Annotated in this window: 22 protein-coding genes; 19 read left to right on the top strand and 3 right to left on the bottom strand. The window is 27.9% G+C overall.

Annotated elements, in window-relative coordinates; all coding sequences use genetic code 11:
* Positions 1 to 2 precede the first annotated feature (2 nt).
* The 3 genes from FDK22_RS03580 to FDK22_RS03570 are packed head-to-tail and all read left to right on the top strand — an operon-like array spanning position 3 to position 3,651.
* Positions 3 to 812 (top strand): mechanosensitive ion channel family protein, encoded by an 810-nt coding sequence (locus tag FDK22_RS03580; RefSeq protein ID WP_138151517.1) that lies wholly within the window; start codon positions 3 to 5, stop codon positions 810 to 812.
* Positions 787 to 2,187 carry a CCA tRNA nucleotidyltransferase gene (locus FDK22_RS03575; protein ID WP_138151516.1) on the top strand — a complete coding sequence of 467 codons (1,401 nt, stop codon included), beginning with the start codon at positions 787 to 789 and terminating at the stop codon, positions 2,185 to 2,187. The genes FDK22_RS03580 and FDK22_RS03575 overlap by 26 nt, the downstream gene beginning before the upstream one ends.
* 54 nt (positions 2,188 to 2,241) lie before the next feature.
* Entirely contained in the window at positions 2,242 to 3,651 is a 1,410-nt protein-coding gene (locus FDK22_RS03570; RefSeq protein WP_138151515.1) for an Lcl domain-containing protein, read from the top strand.
* A 31-nt stretch (positions 3,652 to 3,682) separates the two neighbouring features.
* Here FDK22_RS03570 and FDK22_RS03565 read toward each other — a convergent pair whose 3' ends face one another.
* Complete coding sequence (locus tag FDK22_RS03565) at positions 3,683 to 4,918, bottom strand: apolipoprotein N-acyltransferase (RefSeq protein WP_138151514.1); 1,236 nt, start codon at positions 4,916 to 4,918, stop codon at positions 3,683 to 3,685.
* A 27-nt stretch (positions 4,919 to 4,945) separates the two neighbouring features.
* On the opposite strand from FDK22_RS03565, the gene yajC reads away from it, so the two are divergent.
* The 12 genes from yajC (at position 4,946) to FDK22_RS03505 (ending at position 18,189) form a co-directional block, all read left to right on the top strand.
* Positions 4,946 to 5,218: a preprotein translocase subunit YajC gene (yajC, locus tag FDK22_RS03560; protein ID WP_138151513.1), complete on the top strand. Its 273-nt coding sequence runs from the start codon at positions 4,946 to 4,948 to the stop codon at positions 5,216 to 5,218.
* A 67-nt stretch (positions 5,219 to 5,285) separates the two neighbouring features.
* A complete protein-coding gene (gene secD, locus FDK22_RS03555; protein WP_138151512.1) occupies positions 5,286 to 6,851 on the top strand; it encodes a protein translocase subunit SecD in 1,566 nt (521 codons plus the stop codon).
* On the top strand, positions 6,851 to 7,819 hold the full coding sequence (secF, locus tag FDK22_RS03550; protein WP_138151511.1) for a protein translocase subunit SecF: 969 nt from the start codon (positions 6,851 to 6,853) through the stop codon (positions 7,817 to 7,819). The genes secD and secF overlap by 1 nt, the downstream gene beginning before the upstream one ends.
* Positions 7,820 to 8,091: 272 nt before the next feature.
* Positions 8,092 to 8,580, top strand: a complete 489-nt coding sequence (locus tag FDK22_RS03545; RefSeq protein WP_138151510.1) for a hypothetical protein — start codon at positions 8,092 to 8,094, stop codon at positions 8,578 to 8,580.
* 74 nt (positions 8,581 to 8,654) lie between these two features.
* Entirely contained in the window at positions 8,655 to 8,999 is a 345-nt protein-coding gene (locus FDK22_RS03540) for a DUF6394 family protein (RefSeq protein WP_138151509.1), read from the top strand.
* Complete coding sequence (leuS, locus tag FDK22_RS03535; protein WP_138151508.1) at positions 8,999 to 11,464, top strand: leucine--tRNA ligase; 2,466 nt, start codon at positions 8,999 to 9,001, stop codon at positions 11,462 to 11,464. The genes FDK22_RS03540 and leuS overlap by 1 nt, the downstream gene beginning before the upstream one ends.
* A gap of 2 nt (positions 11,465 to 11,466) precedes the next feature.
* Complete coding sequence (locus tag FDK22_RS03530; protein ID WP_138151507.1) at positions 11,467 to 11,976, top strand: LPS assembly lipoprotein LptE; 510 nt, start codon at positions 11,467 to 11,469, stop codon at positions 11,974 to 11,976.
* A 3-nt stretch (positions 11,977 to 11,979) separates the two neighbouring features.
* On the top strand, positions 11,980 to 13,143 hold the full coding sequence (locus FDK22_RS03525) for a folylpolyglutamate synthase/dihydrofolate synthase family protein (protein WP_138151506.1): 1,164 nt from the start codon (positions 11,980 to 11,982) through the stop codon (positions 13,141 to 13,143).
* Positions 13,133 to 14,062: a M23 family metallopeptidase gene (locus FDK22_RS03520; protein ID WP_138151505.1), complete on the top strand. Its 930-nt coding sequence runs from the start codon at positions 13,133 to 13,135 to the stop codon at positions 14,060 to 14,062. Before FDK22_RS03525 ends, FDK22_RS03520 begins: the two co-directional genes overlap by 11 nt.
* Entirely contained in the window at positions 14,005 to 14,448 is a 444-nt protein-coding gene (locus FDK22_RS03515; RefSeq protein ID WP_138151504.1) for a bactofilin family protein, read from the top strand. Before FDK22_RS03520 ends, FDK22_RS03515 begins: the two co-directional genes overlap by 58 nt.
* Positions 14,432 to 16,543, top strand: coding sequence for a DEAD/DEAH box helicase (locus FDK22_RS03510; RefSeq protein WP_138151503.1), 2,112 nt, complete (start codon positions 14,432 to 14,434; stop codon positions 16,541 to 16,543). Before FDK22_RS03515 ends, FDK22_RS03510 begins: the two co-directional genes overlap by 17 nt.
* Positions 16,544 to 16,551: 8 nt before the next feature.
* The gene (locus FDK22_RS03505; RefSeq protein ID WP_138151502.1) at positions 16,552 to 18,189 is read left to right on the top strand and encodes a cation:proton antiporter; all 1,638 of its coding nucleotides are present in this window, start codon (positions 16,552 to 16,554) and stop codon (positions 18,187 to 18,189) included.
* A gap of 14 nt (positions 18,190 to 18,203) precedes the next feature.
* Here FDK22_RS03505 and olsF read toward each other — a convergent pair whose 3' ends face one another.
* Positions 18,204 to 19,913 (bottom strand): bifunctional ornithine lipid synthase OlsF, encoded by a 1,710-nt coding sequence (olsF, locus tag FDK22_RS03500; protein ID WP_138151501.1) that lies wholly within the window; start codon positions 19,911 to 19,913, stop codon positions 18,204 to 18,206.
* A 131-nt stretch (positions 19,914 to 20,044) separates the two neighbouring features.
* Between olsF and FDK22_RS03495 the strand changes: the two genes are divergently transcribed.
* The 4 genes from FDK22_RS03495 to FDK22_RS03480 all read left to right on the top strand — a co-directional run bounded on the left by FDK22_RS03495 (position 20,045) and on the right by FDK22_RS03480 (position 23,791).
* Positions 20,045 to 20,749, top strand: coding sequence for a DUF445 domain-containing protein (locus FDK22_RS03495; RefSeq protein WP_138151500.1), 705 nt, complete (start codon positions 20,045 to 20,047; stop codon positions 20,747 to 20,749).
* A gap of 142 nt (positions 20,750 to 20,891) precedes the next feature.
* Positions 20,892 to 21,740 carry a universal stress protein gene (locus FDK22_RS03490; RefSeq protein WP_138151499.1) on the top strand — a complete coding sequence of 283 codons (849 nt, stop codon included), beginning with the start codon at positions 20,892 to 20,894 and terminating at the stop codon, positions 21,738 to 21,740.
* Between the two features lie 19 nt (positions 21,741 to 21,759).
* Positions 21,760 to 22,416, top strand: a complete 657-nt coding sequence (locus FDK22_RS03485; RefSeq protein WP_138151498.1) for a response regulator transcription factor — start codon at positions 21,760 to 21,762, stop codon at positions 22,414 to 22,416.
* Position 22,417: 1 nt separating this feature from the next.
* Positions 22,418 to 23,791: a sensor histidine kinase gene (locus FDK22_RS03480; protein ID WP_138151497.1), complete on the top strand. Its 1,374-nt coding sequence runs from the start codon at positions 22,418 to 22,420 to the stop codon at positions 23,789 to 23,791.
* A gap of 2 nt (positions 23,792 to 23,793) precedes the next feature.
* Here FDK22_RS03480 and FDK22_RS03475 read toward each other — a convergent pair whose 3' ends face one another.
* Positions 23,794 to 24,756 (bottom strand): tripartite tricarboxylate transporter substrate-binding protein, encoded by a 963-nt coding sequence (locus FDK22_RS03475; RefSeq protein ID WP_138151496.1) that lies wholly within the window; start codon positions 24,754 to 24,756, stop codon positions 23,794 to 23,796.
* Positions 24,757 to 24,759: the final 3 nt, after the last annotated feature.

Genomic DNA, 24,759 nt, shown 5'->3' with positions numbered 1-24,759 from the left:
ATATGAATAGTGTTGAAACTGTTTCAGATATGATTGGTGTTTATGCTTTAAATGTTGCAATGGCAATAGTTATATTTGTTATTGGTAAATGGGTAGCAAGAAAAGTTGCAGATATTGCTTTTAAATTAATGATGAAAAATAGTAAGATTGATGAAACTCTTGCTAAATTTTTAGATGATATTATTTATTACATTTTAGTTGTAATGGTTGTTTTAACTGCTTTAAAACAATTAGGTGTTGATACTACATCATTCTTTGCAATCTTAGGTGCAGCTGGTTTAGCTATTGGTTTAGCATTAAAAGATTCTTTAGGGAATTTTGCATCAGGTGTAATGATTATTTTATTTAGACCATTTAAAGTTGGAGATTTTATTAATGCAGCAGGTGTTAGTGGAACAGTTGAAGAGGTAACAATTTTCAATACAATTTTAAAAACTGGAGATAATCAAAAACTAATCGTACCTAATGGATCAATAACAGGTGGAACAATTACAAATGTAAATGCTAAGCCAGAAAGAAGAGTTGATTTAGTTGTTGGTATTGGTTATGACGATGATATTAAAAAAGCAAAAGAAGTTTTAACTGCTATTATTGAAGCTGATGAAAGAGTTTTAAAAGATAAAGGTATTACAGTTGCAGTTTCTGAATTAGCTGATTCTTCTGTAAATTTTGTTGTTAGAGCTTGGGTTAATACTCCTGATTATTGGGCAGTTAAGTTTGATTTAACAGAAAATATCAAATTAACATTTGATAAAGAGGGAATTTCAATTCCTTATCCTCAACAAGATGTTCACCACTACAACAACGATTAATCTACCCGTTGTTTTAGAAAATATTTTAGATGACCTACTTAAAATTGGAGTAATTCCAGTTTTAGTAGGTGGTTGTATAAGAGACTATTTTTTTAAAATCCCAAATAAAGATTATGATATTGAATTATTTGGATTAAACTGCTTAGATACTATAGAAAAAACACTACAAAAATTTGGAGATGTTAAACTTGTAGGAAAATCATTTGGTGTTCTACTTCTAAAAACAAAAGATTATGAATTTGATTTTGCCCTTCCTCGAACTGAAAAGAAAGTAGGTAATTCCCATACTTCATTTGAGATTATAAGTAATGGAAATTTAAGTTTTGAAAAAGCAGCACTTAGAAGAGATTTTACTATAAATGCTATTGGATATGATTACAAAGAAAAAAAGTTTTTAGACCCTTTTAATGGATTAGAAGATATAAAAACTAAAACTTTAAAACATATTAATGATAAAACATTTTTAGAAGATAGTTTACGGGTTTATAGAGCTGTTCAGTTTGTTTCAAGATTTGATTTAAATATTGATGATAAAACTAAAAAGTTGTGTAAGCAAATAGTTGACAATGATGAGTGTAAATATCTTCCAAAAGAAAGAGTTTATGAAGAGTTTAAAAAACTATTTTTAAAATCACCTAAACCATCAATTGGCTTTGAAGTTTTAAAAGAGTTTGGTTTATTAAAGTATTTCCCAGAGTTAAAAAATTTAGTTGATTGTATTCAAGATAAAGAGTATCATCCAGAAGGTGATGTATGGGTTCATACTCTAATGACAATAGATGAATTATCGATGATAATAAAAGAACAAGATATAAAAGATGAATATAGAAAACTATATCTTTTTTATGGAATACTTTGTCATGATTTTGGAAAACCATTTTGTACCAAAGAGATAAATGGAAGAATAACTTCTCACAAACATGAATCTTTAGGTATTGAACCTACCGTATCATTTTTATCTCGTTTAACTGATGAAAAAAAATTTATTGATAAAGTTATTCCACTAGTAAAAAATCATCTAGCACCATTTCAACTTTATAAAGCTGAATCAAGTATAAATGCAGTAAAAAGATTGTCTTTAAAATGTAATATTGAAGATTTATGTATGGTATGTCTTGCCGATTGTAAGGGAAGAACAATCCCAGATAAAGAAAAATGTGATAAAGCAGTTATATGGGTTTTAGAGAAAGCTAGGGAGTTGAATATTTCACAAACTGCTTTAGAACCTTTAGTTAAAGGAAGAGATTTAATTGAACTTGGTATGAAGCCATCAAAAGAATTTAAAGAGATTCTAGAATTTGCACTAAATCTTCAAATAGATAAAAATTTAGAAAAAGAAGAGATTTTAAAAAGAATTAAATCAAAATTTCTTTAAGGTAATTTTTACATTTATTTAATTATCTTATCACAAAAAAATGAGGGAAAATGTATGTTTAAAATAATTATATTTTTAGGTATTAGCATGAATCTTCTTTTTGCTTCAATAGAAAGTGAAGTAGAAAAAGAGAGATTTATAAAAGAAAATGGTGTTTTAATTGATAGCTTTATGGGTTTAGTGTGGGAAGATAATAAAAAAATTAATAAAATGACTTGGGATGATTCAGTAAAATATTGTAATGATTTAAAACTGCATGGAAAAAATAATTGGCGTTTACCAAAATCTTTAGAAGTTTTTCATTTATATAATATAAAAAATGAATTTTATGGGCCTTCTGGAATTTCTGATAGCTACTGGCTTCATCAAAATGGTGATGAAGATAGAAACAACCTTAGATCTAAATACTACTTCGATACATATAATAAAAAAGTTAAGATTTCACTTAATAGACCGAAATATACTTACTACAATGTAAGATGTGTAAGTGGTCCTAGTTATGCTTCAAAAGATGAAATTAAAAAAGTAATTGATAAAAATAGAAAAGAGGCAATAAATAAAAAACTTAATGATTATTATACCATGCTTCAAAAAGAAGATTCAATAAAAGAGTATAGAAGTTTTTTAAGGAAATATCCAAATACAAGTATAAATCAAAAAATAGAAAAGAGACTTAAAGAACTATATTCAAATGAAATAAAAAAACTTAAAAAAGAAAATACGATAATAGCTTATGAAATTTTTTTAAAAAATAATCCTAATTCATCTATAGAAGATGATATTACAAAAGAGATTTATAAACTTGTAAAAGAAGAAGATAATATTGCAGGATATGAATGGTATGTAAATAAATATTCAAAATCATCAAATGCAAAACAAGCCATAGAACAAATACATAAACTAGCTTTTGAAGAAGCTAAAGATATTGATACAATATCTTCTTATAATACCTTTGTATTTAATTATCCTTTGGCCAAAGAAGTTAAACAAGCAAATAAAAAAGCAAATGAATTAGAAAGAGAAGAATACACAAGTTTAGGACTTTTGAGCTTTATAGGAACTAATGAAAAATTAGATAGAAAAGCAAGAGCTTTACTAATTAAAGCAAAACAGATAGAAAGATATCCCCTTGATAATAATCTTAATGGTTCTTCTTCAATGGGTTATAAGATAGTAGCAAATAGAATGTATGAACTTTTACAAAAAGAGTTTATTGAAAGTGAAGCTACTTTAAGACACCTTGAGTCACAAGAATTTAAAGATTTTGTAAAAGACTTTAGATATGTTATGAAAAACATACAAAGAACACTTAATCAAACAAATAGCTATATTAAAGAAGTAGTTAGTATTTCTAAGAGAGGTTTTGAAGATGCAAAAGCTGATAGAGAAATGGCAGCTTATTATACAAAACAACATAGAGACTGGGAAAAGTTTATGCATTTTAGGGATAAAGGGTATAACTGATTTCCAAAAGAATAAAGATTATTCTTTATTCTTAAGGTTTTACTATATAATTCTCACTTCCATTTATTTGATGGTAAATTATTACATTGTACTTTTTTGCGTAATATTTAAGTAAAAGTTTTTGTAATGTTGGCTCAATTGACGGTGTAAACCAAGCATTATTTGAAATAGCAATCATATATTTCGTATCTCCAAGATTTTCAAAAATCTTATCACTTGTTGCTTCATAACATATTGCATTTCTAAATTTTTCACCTTTTATTAAAAAATCTGTTGGTTTATCAGCTTTTTTATAATCTTTTGCACCATTATAAAAAATCTCATTTATGATATCAACTAAAAATTGTGGAAAAGGTATCTCTTCTCCAAAAGGAACAAGAACATATTTTTTTGCAATCTCTACTTTACCCTTTGAAAAAAAGTATGTGGCATTATAAAAGTTATCATCTTCATAAAATAAACTACCTGCAATAATATTGATTTTAAGAGATTTTTCTAACAATTTTTCCATTAGAAAAGTATCATGATTTAATAATATTGGAAAAACTGTTTCAGGTAAAATTACCAATTCATTTTCTTCTTTTATAGAATTATCTATAATCTTTAGATTTTGTTCTACAATATTTGAGAGATTATGTTTTAACCATTTTTTATCTTGTGAAACTTGATATTTTGGCATATCGATTTTAATATTAGCTTGTTTAATCTCAGAATTACTATTTGAATTTAAAACTACAAATATCAAAGGGAAAACTGCCAAAAACTTGTATCTTTTTAGTTTATTAAACATTACTAAAGACGCAAGAATTACAGCAAAATATTCCTTTTCAATACTAAAATAAGTATCAATAAACACTAGTTCTGGAATAAACCAATTAAAACCTAAGGGATGAATATATGAAAGAGAGAATATTAATAATGCACGTAGAAAAATATTATCAATAAAATTTATTATGTAAAAAATAACAGCAAACCCTAGTCCAAAAAGAATTACAACAATAGGAGCGAAAAAAGTAAGCTCATAATATTGTAAAGAGATACTTACCCAATAGAACCAAAAAATACCTATAAAAAAACCAATATAAAATGCAACTTGCCTAGAAGAGGTAAGGATAAAATATAGTGAAACAATAGCAAAAATAGAGTTTATTGTTTTATTAAAAATCCCAAAGTAGGCAAGATATATAAAAGCACTAAAACCAAAAGCTATTATCAAGCCTTTTATTATATTAGTTTTGTTAAAATATTCGCGTTTTACTAAAAACATAGAAAAAACTTTTTAAAAGGAAATTTGATGGAAGGTCAAAGCGCTGATTTAATAAGCTCATTATTACCCCTAGTTGCATTATTCGCAATTTTTTACTTTTTGATTATCAGACCACAGCAAAAACAAGCTAAAAACCATAAGCAAATGATTGCTGAACTGAAAAAAGGCGATAAGATTGTAACTAATGGTGGCTTAATGGTAGAAATTACAAAAGTTGATGAAGATAACTTAATCGTAAAAAACCATGACAACACAGAAATGAAACTTGTAAAAGAGTTCGTTGCTAAAAAACTTGACTAATCTTTAAAACATGTAATTTTTTACATGTTTTAAATTCTATGTTTTACTTTCACTTAAGGACTAAGATTTGAAAATCTTTAATTACAGAATGATTATATTCACACTAAGTATTATTTTTGGAGTAGTATTCTCTATCCCCTCTTTTCTACAAACAGATTCAGGTAAAAAAATATCTCTAGGACTTGATTTACAAGGTGGACTACATATGCTTTTAGGTGTAAAAACTGAAGAAGCAGTTACTTCAAAAATTAAATCAATCGCAACTTCAATTAAGTATTTTACAGATGATGAAGATATTTTAATTGATGGTTTATCTATTAGAGAAAAAAGTATTGTTTTTACTGTACTTGATAAAGATGAATTACCAAGAGTTGATAAAATGCTTGATGAGATAAAAGGACTTAATATCACAAAAAGTGATCTTGAGTATAAGGTTGAAATTACTTCAGAAGAAGTAGCAGTAACAAAAGACTTAGCAGTTGCTCAAGCTGTTGAAACAATAAGAAATAGACTTGACCAATTTGGTCTAGCAGAACCTACTGTTATTAGACAAGGGGAAACTGATATTGTTGTTCAACTTCCAGGTATTAAAACACAAGAGGATGAAAAGGCAGCTAGAGAACTTATCTCAAAGCCTGCTAATCTTGAACTTATGGCTATTGATGAAGAAAGAGCTGATCAAGTTTATACACTAAGTCGAGCACAGGCATCAGAGTATGGTGATATTATTTTAGAAGATACAACAGATCCAAATAAAAAATATCTTGTAAAAGAGATTCCAATTTTAAATGGTAGCCAAGTTGTTGATGCTCAAGTTGCTTTTGACCAAGGGAATCAACCAATTATTAATTTTACACTAAATGCTGCAGGTGCAAGAATCTTTGGTGATTTTACAGGTAAAAATGTAGGTAAAAGACTTGCAGTTGTATTAGATGGAAAAGTTTATTCAGCACCAAATATTAGAGAGAGAATTGGTGGTGGATCTGGACAAATTTCTGGTGGATTTACTGTTGTAGAAGCTGGAAATGTTGCAATTGCTTTAAGATCTGGAGCACTTCCTGCTGGTGTTACACTACTTGAAAAAAGAAGTGTTGGGCCATCACTTGGAGCTGATTCTATTAAAGCTTCAACGATTGCTTTAGTATCTGGTTTTGCATTAGTATTTATTTTTATGATTGTTTATTATGGATATGCAGGAATTATTGCAAATGTTGCACTTGTTACAAATATATTTATTATTGTTGCTGTAATGGCAATGTTTGGTGCAACTTTAACACTTCCAGGTATGGCAGGTATTGTATTAACTGTTGGTATGGCAGTTGATGCCAATGTTATTATTGGTGAAAGAATTAGAGAATTATTAAGAGCAGGAATGTCTATTCCAAAAGCTATTGAAGATGGTTATTCAAATGCAATGAGAGCAATTCTTGATGCAAATATTACAACTTTATTAGTTGCTGTTATTCTTTACGCATATGGAACAGGACCAATTAAAGGGTTTGCAGTAACAATCTCTATTGGTATTTTAGCATCAATGTTAACAGCAATTTTAGGAACTCATGGTATTTATGAGGCGATTATGCCAAAAATATCAAGGGACAAAAACTTAAGAAAATGGTTTGGGATTAAGTAATGGAAATATTTAAAAGCGGAAAAATATATGATTTTATGGGAAAAAGAATCCCATTCCTTGGACTTTCAGCACTATTAGTTGCAGCTTCTATTGTATTACTTGTTACAAAAGGTCTAAACTTTGGTATTGACTTTGCTGGTGGTACATTGGTTCAAGTAAAATATGAACAAAAAGCACCAATTGATAAAATTAGAGAAGTATTAAATGGGACTCAATATAAGGGTTCATCAATTACTGAATTTGGTAGTCCTGAAGAAGTAGTAATTAGAATTACAGGAACTTCTGGTGATTTAGCAACTGATATTGGTGACCAAATGCATAAATTGCTTGACTCAACTGGAAACTTTGAAGTAAGAAGAGTTGATATGGTTGGGCCAAAAGTTGGTGGAGAATTAAGAGAAAAAGGTCTTATGGCTTTAGGACTTTCATTAGTTGTTATTTTAATTTATGTTTCATTTAGATTTGAATGGAGATTTGCAGTTGCATCTATTTTGGCTTTAGCACATGACGTTACTATTGCAATGGGTGCAATATCTTTATTTAGTGTAGAAGTTAATCTTGATATTTTAGCAGCAATCCTTACTATTTTAGGGTATTCACTAAACGATACAATTATTGTATTTGACAGGGTTAGAGAAGGTATTCAAAGTTCAAAAGAAACTCTTTTGGAGTCAGTTGTAAATGATTCTGTTTCTAAAACACTTTCAAGAACAACTCTTACTTCATTAACAACATTCTTTGTTGTAATAACACTATTTATGTTTGGTGGTGAGATTATTCATGGATTTGCTTTTACTTTACTTGTGGGTATTGTAGTTGGTACTTATTCATCTATTTTTATAGCGGCATCATTTTTAGTGCAATTAAAATTCTCAATTGCTAATTTTAGAGCAAAAGAAGCTGAGAAGACTAAAAGACAAAAAGAGAAGGATAAGATGAGGGCTATGTATGAGCAAGGAACTGTTTAATAAACATTTTTCTTAATTCATCTTTTGGAATAAATCGTCGTTAGATACGATGATTTATTTCAGTCATTTACTTTATGTAAACTCCTTTATAAATAATCTATCTGCCTAGATTTTTCCTCAAAATCTAAATTAATAAAAATGCCTATTTTTTAATATTAAAAATATTTAATTAAATAATATATAATAAAAGTCATAAATCATACACTTTCTTAAACTTTTCTTGACATATGTTCATATATAATTGTTAATATTTATTATTTATCGAGGATATCATGGCTAATAATAGCAAATTAAAAACAGTGAAACATGGTTTTGATAAGATTACATCAGCTCATTCTACAAACTGGAAATTGGTTTTTGTATGGATTATAGTTTTTGAGATAATTGCCTCACTGATTGAGTTTTTTTATATAGAAAACTCTTCACAATATACAATTAAAATAGAACACACTCTTACTACTGAAATCATTTTAGGGATATTAGTTACTTTATTTATTTGGTTTTGTATTTATAATATTATTTTTACAAATAGAGTATATATTAATAGACTCTTGTTTATTGGAGTTATTGCCTCATATTTTATACTAACAGGAGATTTTACATTAGGTTTTTTACTTCAAAATTTAAATCCGCTTCATTTTTTTGATTTGGAGTTTGGTTTAATATTTATTATTGAAATTGTTTTAAAACTAGTGATATTATATTTAATCTACCAATTTATAAAAACTCTTAAAAACAATAATATAATTAAAGACAACTAAAACTCACCTCAAAAGTGATTTTTTAGCATTTCTTAGATAAAATCTAGCCTTAAAGAAACTTTAGAAGGATGATCATGGATTGGGGTAAGGTAACTTATATATTCTTTTCACTTATGTCTTTAACGACTACTGCAGGATTTTTATATGAGCCAAATGCTGTTGCACTATTTTTAGCAGCTGGGGTAAATGTAATTTCAACAATTTTAAAAATTGGGGTAAAAAATCTACTAGCAGCAGAATTACTTGCAAGTTCACTAGTTGCAGACTTACACCTTATACCTGCATTTATGGTTTTAACTTTTATTGGTGATGAACCAATGGCTACATCTCTTGCAATTGGTGCAGTTGTAGCAAATATTTTCTCAATTGCTTTAGCTTTAATTGAGAGTGCAAAAAGTCAAGATAAGGATGATTATTAATGGAGTATAATCCAAAGGATATAGAAAATAAGTGGCAAAGCTATTGGAATGAAAACAATAGTTTTGAGCCAGATGATAGTTATAAAAAAGAAAAAAAATATATTTTAAGTATGTTTCCATACCCAAGTGGTAGGATTCATATGGGGCATGTTAGAAACTATTGTTTAGGTGATGCTTTTGCTAGATATTTTAGAAAAGCAAATTATAATGTTTTACACCCAATTGGTTGGGATAGTTTTGGTATGCCAGCAGAAAATGCAGCAATTAAACATAAACTTCATCCAAAAAAATGGACTTATGAAAATATAGATTATATGAGAGATGAGTTAAAGGCTTTAGGTCTTTCATTTTCAAGTACTAGAGAATTTGCAACTTCTGACGAACTTTATACAAAGTGGGAACAAGAATTCATTATTAAAATGTATGAAAAAGATCTTTTATACAGAAAATCTACAACTGTAAATTGGTGCGAACCATGTCATACTGTTTTAGCAAATGAACAAGTTGAAGAGGGTTGTTGTTGGAGATGTGACACACCTGTTGAGCAAAAAGAGATGCCAGGATATTATGTTGCAATTACAAAATATGCCCAAGAATTATTAGATGATTTAAAATCTTTAGAGGGAGAATGGCCTTCTCAAGTTTTAACTATGCAAGAAAACTGGATTGGAAGAAGTGAAGGTTTAGAATTTACTTTTGATTTATCAAAAGATTCAAGATATAAATTAAATAAAAACTTTACTTCATATAATGTATTTACAACAAGACCAGATACAATTTATGGTGTTTCATATTCGGCTTTAGCTCCAGAACACCCAATTGTAAAATATATAGTTGAAAATAAACTTTTATCTGAAGAAAAAATAAATAAAATCAAAGCTATGCAAAAGGTAAGTGAACGGGATAGAGCTACTATGCCTAAGCAAGGGGTTTCATTAGAGATTGATGTTATCCATCCTTTAACCGCTGAAAAAATCCCTGTATGGGTTGCAAACTTTGTATTAGCATCATATGGTGGTGGAGCTGTTATGGCAGTTCCAGCTCATGACCAAAGAGACTTTGAATTTGCTAGAGAATATGATTTACCAATAAAACAAGTTATTGTTGGACCAGATGGATTAATTGAAAGAATGACAGAAGCTTACACAGGTGAGGGTGAATTAATCAACTCTGAAAGCTTTACAGGTCTTAAAAATACAAAAGCAAAAAAAGCTATTATTTACCACTTTGAACAAAACTCTAATGGGGTAAAACAAATCAATTTTAAATTAAGAGATTGGGGTGTTTCAAGACAAAGATACTGGGGAGCTCCAATCCCTTTTGTTCATTGTGATGATTGTGGTTTAGTTCCAGAAAAAATCAAGAATTTACCAATTGCACTTCCAGAAGATGTGGAGATTACAGGTGAAGGAAATCCCCTTGATACACATCCTACTTGGAAACATTGTAAATGTCCAAATTGTGGTAAAGATGCAATAAGAGAAACTGATACACTAGATACTTTTGTTCAATCATCTTGGTATTTTTTAAGATATGCAACAAATCCAAAAAAATGGAATAAAGAGGGAATTAGTCAAGCTGATTCTGATTATTGGATGGATGTTGACCAATATATTGGTGGGATTGAACATGCAATTTTACACCTTTTATATGCTAGATTTTTCACAAAAGTATTAAATGATTTAGAGTATACAAATTCAAGGGAGCCATTTAAAAGATTACTTACTCAAGGTATGGTTTTAAAAGATGGTGCAAAAATGTCTAAATCAAAAGGTAATGTTGTAGACCCTGATTTAATTGTTGAAAAATATGGGGCAGATACAGCAAGATTATTTATTCTTTTTGCTGCACCACCAACAAAAGAGTTAGAATGGAATGATTCTGCTGTTGATGGAGCATTTAGATTTATTAGAAAATTTGCAGAAAGAAGTTCTCATGTAAGTGAAGATGCTGCTAAAAACTTCTCAAATATTGACCATTCAACTTTAAATAAAGAAGAGAAAGAAGCTAGAAAGAAAGTTTATGAAGCCTTAGAAAAATCAAATGATGTATTTGCAAAAACTTATGCTTTTAATACTTTAATTGCTGCATCAATGGAAGCTATGAATGCTCTTCAAGCTCAAGATAATGAACTTGTATGGGCAGAGGGTTATTATATTTTAACAAATATTTTAGAACCTATTATTCCTCACCTTTCTTGGGAATTAGCAGATAAACTTTTTGCTAGAAAGAATTTTGATGATAAACTTGAAGTAAAAGAAGAAGTATTTACTTTAGACTCAATTATCCTTGCTGTAACAATCAATGGTAAAAAAAGATGTGAAATAGAAGTTAGTCCAAGTGCTACAAAAGATGAAATTTTAGCAAGTGCAAAAGATAATTCATCAAAATGGATAGAGGGTAAAGAGATAATAAAAGAGATTGTTGTTCCAAATAAATTAGTTAACCTTGTTATAAAAGGATAGGTGTGAAGTTAAGTCAATTACTAGTTTCATTTTTTTTAGTATTATTTTTAACTGCTTGTGGATATAAACCATCAACTACATACGTAAAAAAAGAGTTGGGTGAAAAAATCTTTGTAAATCTTATAATTGATTTAAGAGACCCAAGAAATACAGTATTAATAAAAGATGCTATGAATGAACTTTTAGTACATAGACTTGACTCAAAACTTGTTTATGATAGAAAACTTGCTGATACAATTATGGATTTAAAACTTTCAGCTGTATCTTTACAAGTTTTACAAGATGATGATTCAGGATATAACAAATTATATAAAGCTGTTGTAAAAATTGCAGTAGATTATGATAATGGATTAAATAAAAAATCGTTTAGCGTTTCTGGGGATTATGATTTTTCAATTGATTCAGGAACTACTATTACAGATACAAGAAGATTTGAAGCGATTAAAAGTGCTGCTAGTGAAGCTTTAGAAGACGTAATCTCCACTATAGCTGTTCAATCTTTTAAAAAGTAAACAATGGATTTTAAAACTGCCTCTTTAAAAGAGGTTTTAAGTCATAAAACAATGTATTATGAAAAGATAGATTTTTCTATTGTAAAAAAATCTTTTCATCTAATCTCAAAGTATATTACCTTACCATACGTAATCCACATAGTTGGAACAAATGGTAAGGGAAGTATAGGAAGATTTTTAGCCCACTATTTAAATAAAAAATCATATAAAACTCTTCATTATAGTTCTCCTCATATTTTAAAATTTAATGAAAGAATATGGATAAATGGTAAAGATTCAAGTGATTTTGAACTTGATTTTGCAAATAAAAAACTACAAAAATATTTACCAATTAACCTTTTAGAGAAATTAACATATTTTGAGTATACAACTTTGTTAGCTTTTATTTTATGTGATGGTTTTGATTATATTGTTTTAGAAGCTGGACTTGGTGGAGAGTTTGATGCAACAAATGTTGTAAAAAATGATTTATCTTTAATTACTACAATTGATTTAGACCATCAGGCATTTTTAGGAAATAGTATTGAACAAATTGCAAAAACTAAGATGCGTTCAGTAGATAGAAAAATGATTATTGGATATCAAATTCATGATGAAGTTTATGGAGTTGCAAATAGTTTAGTTAAAGAATTAAAAGATGAATTTGATAAAGATATACTTATACAAAATGTTAAACAATTTGACAAATATCAATTAAATAATAAATTTGCAAACTACTTAAAGCTAAATCTTCATTTAGTAATCGAAACTTTAAATGAACTAAAAATTGATATTGATACAAAACTTTTTGATGATGTTGAGCTTTTTGGAAGATGTCAAAAAATTACACCAAATATTACAATTGATGTAGGACACAACCCTTTAGCAGCAAAAGTTTTGGTAAAAGAGTTTGAAAATAAAAAAGTAAATTTAATTTATAATTCATATAAAGATAAAGATTTTCAAACAGTTCTTTCTATACTGAAACCTATAATTTCTAAAATAACTATACTAGAACTTAATGATAAAAGAATAGTTGATAAAAATAATTTATTAGAAATTTGTAAAAATTTGAATATAATAATAAAATATAATCTAGAAATAAAAAAAGATGAAGAATATTTAGTCTTTGGTTCTTTTTTAGTTGTGGAAAAATTTATTAAAGATATGGGGTTTAATGAAAGATAGATTAATAATTACAATTTCTGATGTTAAAGGAACAAGAGCATTTAATATTCATCAAATTGCAAAAAAACTTATCGTTCTTATTATTCTTGTTACCACTTTAATTATCGCAGGTGCATTTTGGTTTATAAAAGAACTAAATGAAGAAATGGATGATTTAAAGACGCAAAAAGAAAGAGAAATTGAATTAAAAGAGATTGAAATTGAAACTCTAAATGAAAAAGAGAAAAAACTACAAGCTCAAAATCAATTTTATTCTATGCAAATAAAAGGTAAAGTTGAAGATATTGAGGCTTTAAGTTCAAAGCTTGATCATATTGAAGAGATGATTGGTCTTAAAAATGTAGAAGATAAAAAAGAAGAGATATCAAAAGAAACTTTAAAATCTATAAGTGAAAAGTTAAAACTATTTATGTTGACAACAATCCCTAGTGGGGCACCTTTAAAAGAATCAACTATAACTTCAAGATATGGGTATAGAGTTCATCCCATTACAAAGAAAAAAACTTTTCATAAAGGGATTGATTTAAGGGCAAAAAGAAAAACTCCAGTTTATTCAACTGCAGATGGAGTTGTAAGTTTTGTACAATCAAAAGATAGAGGTGGTTTTGGTAGAGTTATTAAAATTCAACATAATTTTGGATTTCAAACGGTTTATGCTCATTTAAACAAGACAAATGTTAAAGTTGGTGATATAATAAGAAAAAATCAAGAGATAGGCTTAAGTGGTAATAGTGGAAGTAGTACAGCACCACATTTACACTATGAGATAAGATTTGGGTCAATGGTATTGAATCCAAGAGAATTTATAAGATGGGATTTTAAAACATATGAAACAATTTTCAAAAAAGAGAGGAGAATTCAGTGGGAATCTTTGGTAAGGCTAATAAACGAACAGTACAGAATGGTGCAACAGTTATAGCACAGGGGACATGTATTATTGGTGGAATTACCACTGAAGGAAGTGTTCATATTGATGGAAAATTTGAGGGTGTAATCCTTGAAGCTGATTTAATTTCAATTGGTAAAACAGGTGAAGTAATTGGTGATATAAAAGCTAATAACTTAATTGTAAGTGGGCTTCTTGATGGAAAGATTGATTGTAATGAGGTACAAATTTTACCTGAGGGTAAAGTGATTGGTAATATGAAATACAATGAATTAATTATAGAAGAAAATGGAAAGTTTGAAGGACAAGGTATTAGAAAAGGTTCTAAACTTGAAAGTAGATATGATGAAGTTGAAAATAAAATCAATAATATTATATTAACTCCAGCTCACCAAATTAAGCATGATCAAAATTCATGAAAAATTAAAAAAGCTTTATTCTCAGAAACAAAAAATAGAAGAAGAGATAAAGCTTCTTGAACAACAACTACAAGAAAATAAACCTACAAGGCAATTAAACAAATTTGAAAAGATTGAACTTTTTAAAACTTTATTTATAAATAGAGAAGATATTTTTGCAAAAAAATGGATAAGTAAAGATGGACAAAAACAAAGTTTTTATCCAGTTACAAGAACCTTTAAAGGAAATGACTATATCCCTATTTCAAATAAAGATATAGAAAGCCATTTAAGGGGACAAATACAATTAGCTTCTTATTTAGTTGATAGTGAAAACAAATCAAAGTATGTGGTCTTTGAAATTTTAGAAAATGATATATCAAAGATTTTAGAGACTTTTTCTATGTTAAAAACAAATTTTCTATTTGAATATAGCTCTTACAAGTCTTGCTTTTTATGGATATTTTTTGAAGAGAAAATCGAAACAAAAAATGTAAAAAACTTTGCTGAATATATTTTAAAAAAAGCACATATTAGTGCAAGAATTTTACCCAATAATGAGTTTGTTACAAATGCTAATTTAGGTGATTATGTAGAGTTACCTTTACATTTAAAATTTAGACAAGAGAATAAAACACTTTTTTTTAACCCACAAACAAAAACAGTATATAAAGACCAATGGGAAATTTTACAAAGAGTAAAAAAAGTTAGTAAAGACACAGTTTTAAAATATGTTAATTTTAAAACTGTAAATAGTACAAGTTATATGTTTGAAGATATAGAGTTTCCAAGTTTTAAATTACAAATCAAACTTTATGACTTTGTTTATATCCCAACTAAAAATTTATCAAAAAGTTTAATTAACAAATTAAAAAGTTTTGCAACATTTGATAATCCACAAATAAAAGTTTTATTAAGTCTTAGGAAACCTTTATATAACACTCCTAGACAAATAAAAAGCTTTGAAGAAGATGATGTTTATTTAAAACTTCCTAGGGGTTTAGTTTATAAGGTAAAAGAGTTTTTAGAAGAAAATAATGCAAATTTTATAATAGAAAATAAAACACAATTTGAAAAAATTGAAACAAAAAAGATAAAATTTGAACTAAGAGATGAGCAAAAAAAAGCAATTAAAGAGATAAGTAAAAAAGATTTTTCTATTTGTGTCGCACCTCCAGGTTTTGGGAAAACACTTCTTGGGGCAAAAATGTTTGAATTAAGAGCTTGTAAAACACTTATTATTGTAAATAAAAACATGTTGCTTACCCAATGGATTGATAGATTTGTTGATTATTTTGGCTATACAAAAAAAGATATAGGTTATTTAGGTAAAGGGAAAAACAAACTAAATGGCAATTTAGATGTTGCAACGATGCAAAGTTTAAAAAACAACACAGATGTGATAAATAACTACTCTTTTGTAATTGTTGATGAATGTCACCATATCCCTGCAATAACCTTTGAGCAAATTGTAAAGCAGTTTTTTGGAAAATATATTTTAGGTTTAAGTGCTACACCTAAAAGAAAAGATGGTCTTGATCCAATTTTAATTGAACAGTTAGGTGAAATAGCCTATGAGCATAAGAAAAAAAGAACTTTTAAAAATAAATTAGAAATAATACGAACAGATTTTGAAAGTACTGCTGATACATATGCAGAGTTAATAAATGAGCTTTCAAGGGATGAAAAAAGAAATAATCTTTTAATTGATCAAATAAAAATAAATAAAAACAGAAAAATTTTAGTTTTAACTGATAGAATTGAGCATATAAATATTTTAGAAAGTAAGCTTTTAGAAGAGGGCTTAGATTTTGTTTCTATTCATGGAAGTTTAAATAAAAAAGAGCAAGAAGAAAAGATGGCTTTAGTTGATAAAAGTGCTCTTATTTTAGCTACAACTTCTTATTTTGGGGAGGGGATAGATTTTCCCCATCTAAATACGATTATTTTTGCTACGCCAATCTCTTATTATGGAAGATTGGTTCAGTATTTAGGAAGAATAGGTAGAGGAAATCAAGAGTGTTTAGCAATAGATTTTCTTGATAATAAAAATGCAATGTTGAACTCAGCTTATAAAAAAAGAGTTGAGGGTTACAAACAAATGCATTATCTATAGGGATAAAGATGTTAGGGATTATAGTTTCAACACTACTAATTGCAATAGTAGTAAATATCATATTAAAGAAGTTTCATTTACCTACAATTATAGGATATATAGTTACAGGTACAATAATAGCTTATGTTTTTAACTTGCATGAAGCAGTTAATAATTATACCTTAAAAGAGATTGCTGAATTTGGTGTTGTTTTTCTAATGTTTACAATTGGTTTAGAGTTTTCAATTGAACATTTAAAAAGGATGAGAAAAGAGGTTTTCTTTACTGGTTCATTACAAATATTTGTAACTACAGCCTTTGTGGTAATTATTTGTCAGTATGTTTTAGGTTTTGATTTTCAAACTTCACTTATTATAGGTGCAGCTTTATCTTTATCTTCAACGGCAATTGTATTAAAAACTTATAATGAGACAAATGATATTAAAAAAAGACATGGACAAAGGGTTCTTGGAATTTTGATTATGCAAGATATTGCAGTAATTCCAATTTTACTTTTAATATCTTTTTTTACAGCAGGGGATGATCAATCTGCATTAAAAATTATCTTTGATACAACTATTGCTGCACTTGTATTATTAGCACTTTTATATTTAGTTGGTAAATATTTACTAGAGCCATTTTTTGAACATGTTACTAAAGCAGAATCTGATGAATTGTTTGTTGCTTCTGTTTTGCTTATAGCAATTGGTTCATCTTATATGGCACATTATTTTGGATTTACCCATTCCTTAGGTGCTTTTGTTGCAGGTATGATGATTAGTGAAACAAAATTTAAACATCAAGTTGAAGCTGACCTTACACCATTTAGGAACCTTTTATTAGGAGTTTTCTTTATAACAGTTGGTATGCAAATAAACTTTTCAGTAATTGCTGAAAATATCTTTACAATCTTGATTTTACTTCCTATTCTTTTAATTCTTAAATATGTAATTATTTATACTATTGTAAGAATTGATGATACAAGAAGAGTTGCTTTTAAAACTGCAGTTTCATTAGTTCAAATTGGAGAATTCTCTTTAGCTATTTTAGAACTTGCTAGAAGTAATAGTTTAATCAATCCAACATATTCTCAGATTTTAATAGTAACAATTGTAATCTCAATGATTCTAACACCAATTGTTCTTAAAAATCTATCTTCATTGGCTGCTAATTTAGTCCCTGAAGATCCAATGCAAATTCAAAATACATATAATATTGATAAAGATACAAAAGGTCATATTGTAGTGATTGGATTTGGACATTTAGGGCAAGAGATTGCACACAATTTAAGAGAAGATGGTCATGAATATATAATTATTGAGCATAATTTAAAATATTTTGAAATGGGTTATAAAGATGATGAACCAATTTTATTTGGTAATGCGGCACATAAACATATACTTGAATCTGTAAATATTAAAAATGCTTGCGCAGTAATTGTGGCAATTGATAATGCAGAAAAAGTACATCTAATTTGTGAAGTAATAGATGACTTAACAAAAAATACAAAAACAATTGTTAAAGTAACTAGATTTAGTGAAAAAGAGGACTTAAAAAATCTTCACTTAGAACATATTATTGTTGAAGATGATGTAGTCGCACGTGCACTTGTTAATGAAACAAAAGAGTGTAGATTAAACTTTATTAAAGAGGAAGAAAAAGAGTAAAAATATATTGGAGTTTATTCTCCAATATATCTTTTTCTTGCACTTGGTTTTATTTGTTCAACATCTACTAAAATAAAACCATCAACACAATCAGAAAAATCTGTATCAACATTAAACCCTAAAAATTTAACTCCACCATCTTCACAAATATCCGCATATTGCTTAAATAGTGTAGGAACAGCAACCCCCATATTTGACAGGGTTGATTTCAATCTTTTAAAATCTTCTTTTTTATCATCAAGAACAAACATATCTTTTAAGTCTTGAATATGTGAAGAGTATTGGTATGGTAGTTTTGATTCAACCAATTCTTTATCATTTGAAAAATAGTGTGAGTAGTAAAAAATCATCATATCTTTTGCACTACTGGGGAAAGTCCCAGAGATTGATACTGGTCCAAACATATACTTGATTTGTGGATTTGCTCTTAAATAAGCTCCAATTCCATACCATAAATAATCTAAGGCTCTAGTTCCCCAATATTTTGGTTGAACAAAACTTCTCCCAAGTTCAATTGAATCATTTAAATATTTGTCAAATCTTTTGTTATATTTAAAAAGTGAATTTGAATAAAAACCTTTAATACCAATATTTTTATTTATAAAATCACCATTTCCTATTCTATATGAACCTACAATCTCTAAGTCGTTTTCATCCCAAAGAATTATATGTTGGTAATAAATATCATATTTATCGGTATCTCTTTTTTTATTTATACCCTCTCCAACTTTTCTAAATGAAAGTTCTCTTAATCTTCCTAACTCTTTTAACACAATAGAATCATCTTCATAATCATATAAATAAATTTTTTTACCATCTTTTGTTTCACCAATTAATTGTGACTTTTTTAATTCTTTAATTAGTTGGTCTTTTTTTTGTGGATGGGCTATGGCTTTTTGTGTTAAGAAATAAGATTTTTTACCTTTCTTTAAAGAGTAAAGATGTTTTTTGTAAAGATTTACAATAACCTTTTTGTCTAAACCTCTAGGTTTGATATTATCATTTGGGATTAGTTCACCAATTTTTATTTGTATAGTCATTGATTTTTTATTAAACATCTCATTTGATAAAAGTAAAGTAGAAAATGTTTTATTTATTACTGACATTGTATAAAATGTTTTAGAGTTTTTCCCACCAATAAATATTGGTAAAATTGGAGCATTAGAGTTTATAGCAAAATTTAAAAAGCCTTTATTCCAAATTGGGTCTTTAATCCCTTTTGCTCCTGCACGGCTCACTTCTCCTGCTGGAAAAATTATAACTGCACAATCATCATTTAAAGTATCATAAATAGCTTGAACATCTTTTTTTGATTGTCTAGCTTTAAAGTTATCAACTGGAACTAATAGTGATTTTAAGGCATCAATTCCATTTAAAAAATCATTTGCAACAATCTTTACATCAGTTCTTACAGTTCCTACTAGTTTTAATAGTGATAAGGCATCTAATGCTCCTAATGGATGGTTAGCAATAATTACAACTTTTCCTGTTGGAGGGATATTTTGAATATCATTACTTGAAACAGTATAATCAAAATCAAAAAAGTCTAACACAGCATCTACAAACTCAAAACCTTTTAGGTGAGCATTATTTTTTAAAAATTCATTTACAGAATCTTCATGGATTACTTTTTTTGCAATTTTAATCAAAGATTTACTTAAAAAATTAGGTTTCTTAGCAAGCTTTGGAAACTTTTTTTCAATCTCTTTTTGCACATCAATCATTTTATCTCCTTAGAATATGCAATTCTAAATCAAATCCATTACATCTAAGTTACAAATGGTTTTAGCTTCCCAAAATTAACTATTTACATACTTTATGTTAAAATCCAATTTTTATAAAATAGGAGGATTTAATGAACAAATCAGATCTCACAAATATATTTACTATTCTTCTTTTAGCTTTTGGTTATAGTACACAAAACGATACAATTTTTACAATTGGGCTTTTTGCCTTTAGTGGAGCTATTACAAATACTTTGGCTATCCATATGCTTTTTGAAAAGGTGCCATATCTTTATGGAAGTGGAGTTATAGAAAAAAAGTTTGATACTTTTAAAGCATCAATTCATAATCTAATAATGGAGCAATTTTTTAGTCCTCAAAACTTAAAAAAGTTTTTTGAAGATGAGATGAGTAGTGTAAAAAATACTGTTGATTTTGAATCTATTTTAAATAAAACAGATTTTACCCCTGCCTATGACTCCTTAAAAGAAGCAGTTATAGAATCACCATTTGGTGGTATGCTTGGAATGTTTGGTGGAGAATCGGCACTTGAGCCTTTAAAGGAGCCTTTTACTAAAAAACTACAAGTTTCAATTATAAAAATATCACAAAGTGATTCTTTCCAAAAAGTTTTAGAAGAAGCAATGAAAACAGAAGCTTTAAATGAAGATATCCATGAAAAATTAAGTTTAATCGTTACAAAAAGATTAGATGAACTAACTCCAAAAATGGTTAAAGAGATAGTTCAAGAGATGATAAAAGAACATCTTGGTTGGTTAGTTATTTGGGGAGCCGTTTTTGGTGGACTTATTGGATTTGTTTCTACTTTTCTTTAGAAAGCCTAATTTATAGGCTTTCTATATTATATCACTTCTTCTTTTATATAAATTTTTGATTGATTTATCTTTTTGAATTTATGCAAGTTTCATGACAGACTTATTTTTTATAATCTCATAATATCTTTAGAAAGGATTATTTATGAAATATAAAAAACTATTTTTCCCTATTGGTGGTGGAGATGAATTAGAAGAGAGACTTTACGGAGCTTTTTTAATTGCAAAACATTTTAAAGTAAGTCTTGAAGTTTTGAAATGTGGACTAAAAACAAATATGAGTATATATAAAGCACTATCAATACCTAAAGATATTATGCAAAAGATTGATGAAGTAGTTGATACGAAATTAGATGATGAAAATCATCAGATGCAAGAGTTATTTGAGAAAATAGCAGCCGATGTAAATATAAAAGTTTCACAAAAAGCTCTTGAAAACGAAGCAAATACTTTTTTAAATATAAAAGAAGGTTTGCGAAGCTCCCTAGTTGAACAAGAGTCAAAGTTTTGTGATTTAGTTATAGCAGCAGCTCCTCCTTCTGGTGTTACAACTGCAACTTTTGAAACGGCAGTGTTAAAAAGTGGTAAATGTGTACTTATGTTCCCTAGAGTAATGAGAAATTTTAAAACGGACTCAATCATTATTGGATGGAACAATTCCCCTGAAGCATCACGAGCAGTTACTTCATCAATTGATATTTTACAACAAGCTCAAAGAGTACACATAGTCTCTTCAGAAGAGTATACTGATGATTTAGAAAAAATGAATAGATTAAGGGAATACCTTTTACATCATGGAATTGATGCAAGTTATGAGATTGTTAAAACAACAAGGATACCAGGACAAGCGCTTTTAAATTCAGCTCTTGATGGAAATTTTGATTTAATTGTTGCAGGTTCTTACGGACATAAGGGCTTAAAAGAGCTTATGTTTGGTGGCGCAACAAGGTACTTATTAGAAAATTCAACCTTGCCAGTTTTTATGTCTCATTAATTTATGGTAGAATCTACTTATGAAACTATTAATCCTTGAAGACAATGAAACTTTAGCAGATGGTATATATAAAAAATTAAAAGAGATAGGTTTTATTGCAGACGTTTTTTATGAGGGTGATGAAGGACTTTTTGCTTTAGAAACATCTACTTATGACCTTCTTATTTTAGATTTAGGTCTTCCTGGTATTGATGGAATCGATATTATAAAAAAGCTACGTAACTCTCAACAAAATCTTCCTATTTTAGTTATATCTGCAAGGGATAGATTAGATCAAAGAATTTTAGGTTTAGATACTGGTGCGGATGATTATATATGTAAACCTTTTGAATTAGATGAAGTTGTAGCAAGAGTACAAGCTCTTCTTAGAAGAAGTAATAATCAAACTTCAAATAGTATAAAATATAATGACTTGGAATTTAACTCTCAAACTTTATCTTTAACAAGAGGTGAAGAAAAAATTGAATTAAGCAAAAGAGAATTAACTATCTTTGAATATCTACTTCAAAACCTAAATGCAATAGTAAGTAAAGAGAACATAGTAGAACATATAACCTCCATAGATGATGAATTTAATCCAACTGCCGTTGAAACTTATGTCTCAAGACTTAGGAAAAAACTGGGAGATTCTATAAATTTAAAAACAGTTAGAGGTTTAGGTTATATGATGAGTTAATATGGATAAAAACACTACATCTATTAAATCAAGCCTTATTGCTTGGCTAACTTTCCCACTATTTATATTCACCATGATTCTTTTTGTATATATATATTTTGTTTTAGAAAAAAAAGTTACAGATTTTTTTGATAATAGATTAAAAGCTAGTGCTAAAAGTATTGAATACAGTATTGGAATAAAGAATTCAAAACTTTATGTTGATATACCTAGTTTTTCAATTGAGTTACTCTCTTCAAACGATAAAGGTTTAATTTACTACTCTGTGGTGGATGAAGATAATAGACTTCTTGTGGGATATGAATCTTTATTAAATAAAAAAAGACTAGTGGATGAAGAGGTTATATTTTATAATACAGAATATAATAATTCTAATTTAAGAATAGTATCATACAAAATGTCTCTTTATAGTGCAGGTAAAGCTTATAATGCATATATTACTTTAGGAGAAACCATAGAAGAAAGAGATGAGAATATAAACTACGTATTGAGTCTACTTTTAATTATAATGGTAATAGTAATAGTTTCTACTGTCTTAATAACCCTTGTTGCAGTTTCTGAGGGCTTAAAGCCACTAAATAGACTAAAGAAAATTATAAAAAAAAGAGATGAAAGAGATTTAGAACCCCTTGTTTTTAATGCACCTAAAGAGGTTGAAGATATTGTAAAAAGTATTAATATTTTGTTAGAAAGAAGTAGAGATACTATTGATTATATAGAACAATTCAACTCAGATGTATCTCATCAATTAAGAACTCCCCTTGCCGAAATGAAAGTGAAATTAGAATTTTTATATGATAAAGATGATAAAGATTATATTGCTTTAAACTCATTACTAAATAATATGTCACATATAACTGAACAGCTTCTTTTATATGCAAAAACAAACCCAAATACTATAAATTTAAAACGATTTAAAAAACAAAGTTTAAATGCTATTTGCAAAGAGTATAGTTTAAAAACTGCTCCAAGAGTATATGAAAAAGGTTTTGAATTCGCATTTGAAAATATAGAAGAAGAGATTTTTATTAATTGTGATCAAATCCTCCTTGAGAGTATGTTAGATAATATAATAAACAATGCTTTACACTATGCTGTTGATGAAAATGGAAATCCTATGGGAACAATTACTTTATCTTTAGAAAGACACAATAATACTATTTGGTTAAATGTAAAAGATGAAGGGAATGGTGTGGATAAAAAGTTCTTGAAAACTATTTTTGAGAGATACTATAGAGTTGACTCTAAAAAAAGTGGTTCAGGATTAGGACTTAGTATTGTAAAACAAATAGCAACACTTCATAAGGCTAAGGTTCAAGCAATAAATGAAAATGGATTAAAAATATCTTTAATCTTTGACTTACCAAAAGCTTAAAACTAATCTTCTATTAAATAGTTGTATTTTTTAAAATCTTCATATGAATTTCTTAAAATTTTTGTAGAATTTTTGGAACCTATCCAAGTATAACCAATATTCTTTCTTTTTAAATATCTATGTACAGATTTTTTTGCTAAAGTCTTTTTAATTGCATTTTCTAAAATTCTAAATCTATGGGGAAAATCTTCTTTAAATTTTTTTGAAACAGCAATTCCTCTTATGGGTCCATCTATAATAGGAATTGTAATACCTGTGTCTTTTATTGTATCATTTAATGTTGGAGCATCCCACCTTTTTGAAGGTTTGCTTGATACAATAGCAAGTGGTTTAATATCTTCTCTATATTTTTCACTTCCTTGAGCAGCAATAATAAGAAGATCAACCTTTGATTCAAGTAATGCTTTCCTTGCACTTCCCCCTCCACTATAAAGTTTTATATTTACATCTTTAAAAGGAATATCAAATTTCTCTAGTAATAGTTTAAAAAGAATATGTCCACTTGATTTATTTATTAGTGCTACTTTTAACTCTTTTGGATTTTTCTTTATATAATTTAAAACTTCAATTATAGAGTTAAATTCAGAGTCTTTTTCAACTGCAATGAAATCTTGTTCAAACCATTGAAGATTTATTATTTCAAAATCATCTAATGAAAAATCTGTTTTTTTACTTATTATTAGATTTAATAAATATGGAGAAAAAGTAGAACAAAATACTTTATATCCATCATGGGGTTCTTTTAAAACATAATTAGCAGCATCTAAAGAACCATTAGTTTTAATTGTTTTTACATTTATATAAACACCTAACTCTTCTTGAAGGAGTGATGCCATATTTCTTGTCATCCTATCTGCACTTCCACCTTCTCCAAGACCAACTACAAACTCAATTGGTTTATTTGGATAGTCAAGTGAAAAAAGCAAACTTCTTAACAAAATAAAAAATAAAAAGATATATCTCATATT

Origin of the sequence: Arcobacter arenosus (genome assembly GCF_005771535.1) — a bacterium.
Classification (GTDB): Bacteria; Campylobacterota; Campylobacteria; order Campylobacterales; family Arcobacteraceae; genus Halarcobacter; species Halarcobacter arenosus.
The sequence above is the reverse complement of the archived record's forward strand: the minus strand, read 5'-3'. Positions and strand labels throughout refer to the sequence as shown.

Excerpts from the sequence above, each read along its gene's own strand:
- olsF (WP_138151501.1), bottom strand. The coding sequence starts at position 19,913 with ATGATTGATGTGCAAAAAGAGATTGAAAAAAAGTTTCCAAAGCTTGCT.
- FDK22_RS03540 (WP_138151509.1), top strand. The coding sequence starts at position 8,655 with ATGGATTGGGGTAAGGTAACTTATATATTCTTTTCACTTATGTCTTTA.
- FDK22_RS03475 (WP_138151496.1), bottom strand. The coding sequence starts at position 24,756 with ATGAGATATATCTTTTTATTTTTTATTTTGTTAAGAAGTTTGCTTTTT.
- FDK22_RS03510 (WP_138151503.1), top strand. The coding sequence starts at position 14,432 with ATGATCAAAATTCATGAAAAATTAAAAAAGCTTTATTCTCAGAAACAA.
- FDK22_RS03505 (WP_138151502.1), top strand. The coding sequence starts at position 16,552 with ATGTTAGGGATTATAGTTTCAACACTACTAATTGCAATAGTAGTAAAT.
- leuS (WP_138151508.1), top strand. The coding sequence starts at position 8,999 with ATGGAGTATAATCCAAAGGATATAGAAAATAAGTGGCAAAGCTATTGG.
- yajC (WP_138151513.1), top strand. The coding sequence starts at position 4,946 with ATGGAAGGTCAAAGCGCTGATTTAATAAGCTCATTATTACCCCTAGTT.
- FDK22_RS03545 (WP_138151510.1), top strand. The coding sequence starts at position 8,092 with ATGGCTAATAATAGCAAATTAAAAACAGTGAAACATGGTTTTGATAAG.
- FDK22_RS03485 (WP_138151498.1), top strand. The coding sequence starts at position 21,760 with ATGAAACTATTAATCCTTGAAGACAATGAAACTTTAGCAGATGGTATA.
- FDK22_RS03565 (WP_138151514.1), bottom strand. The coding sequence starts at position 4,918 with ATGTTTTTAGTAAAACGCGAATATTTTAACAAAACTAATATAATAAAA.
- FDK22_RS03575 (WP_138151516.1), top strand. The coding sequence starts at position 787 with ATGTTCACCACTACAACAACGATTAATCTACCCGTTGTTTTAGAAAAT.
- FDK22_RS03480 (WP_138151497.1), top strand. The coding sequence starts at position 22,418 with ATGGATAAAAACACTACATCTATTAAATCAAGCCTTATTGCTTGGCTA.
- secF (WP_138151511.1), top strand. The coding sequence starts at position 6,851 with ATGGAAATATTTAAAAGCGGAAAAATATATGATTTTATGGGAAAAAGA.
- FDK22_RS03520 (WP_138151505.1), top strand. The coding sequence starts at position 13,133 with ATGAAAGATAGATTAATAATTACAATTTCTGATGTTAAAGGAACAAGA.
- FDK22_RS03525 (WP_138151506.1), top strand. The coding sequence starts at position 11,980 with ATGGATTTTAAAACTGCCTCTTTAAAAGAGGTTTTAAGTCATAAAACA.
- FDK22_RS03570 (WP_138151515.1), top strand. The coding sequence starts at position 2,242 with ATGTTTAAAATAATTATATTTTTAGGTATTAGCATGAATCTTCTTTTT.
- FDK22_RS03580 (WP_138151517.1), top strand. The coding sequence starts at position 3 with ATGAATAGTGTTGAAACTGTTTCAGATATGATTGGTGTTTATGCTTTA.
- FDK22_RS03495 (WP_138151500.1), top strand. The coding sequence starts at position 20,045 with ATGAACAAATCAGATCTCACAAATATATTTACTATTCTTCTTTTAGCT.
- FDK22_RS03490 (WP_138151499.1), top strand. The coding sequence starts at position 20,892 with ATGAAATATAAAAAACTATTTTTCCCTATTGGTGGTGGAGATGAATTA.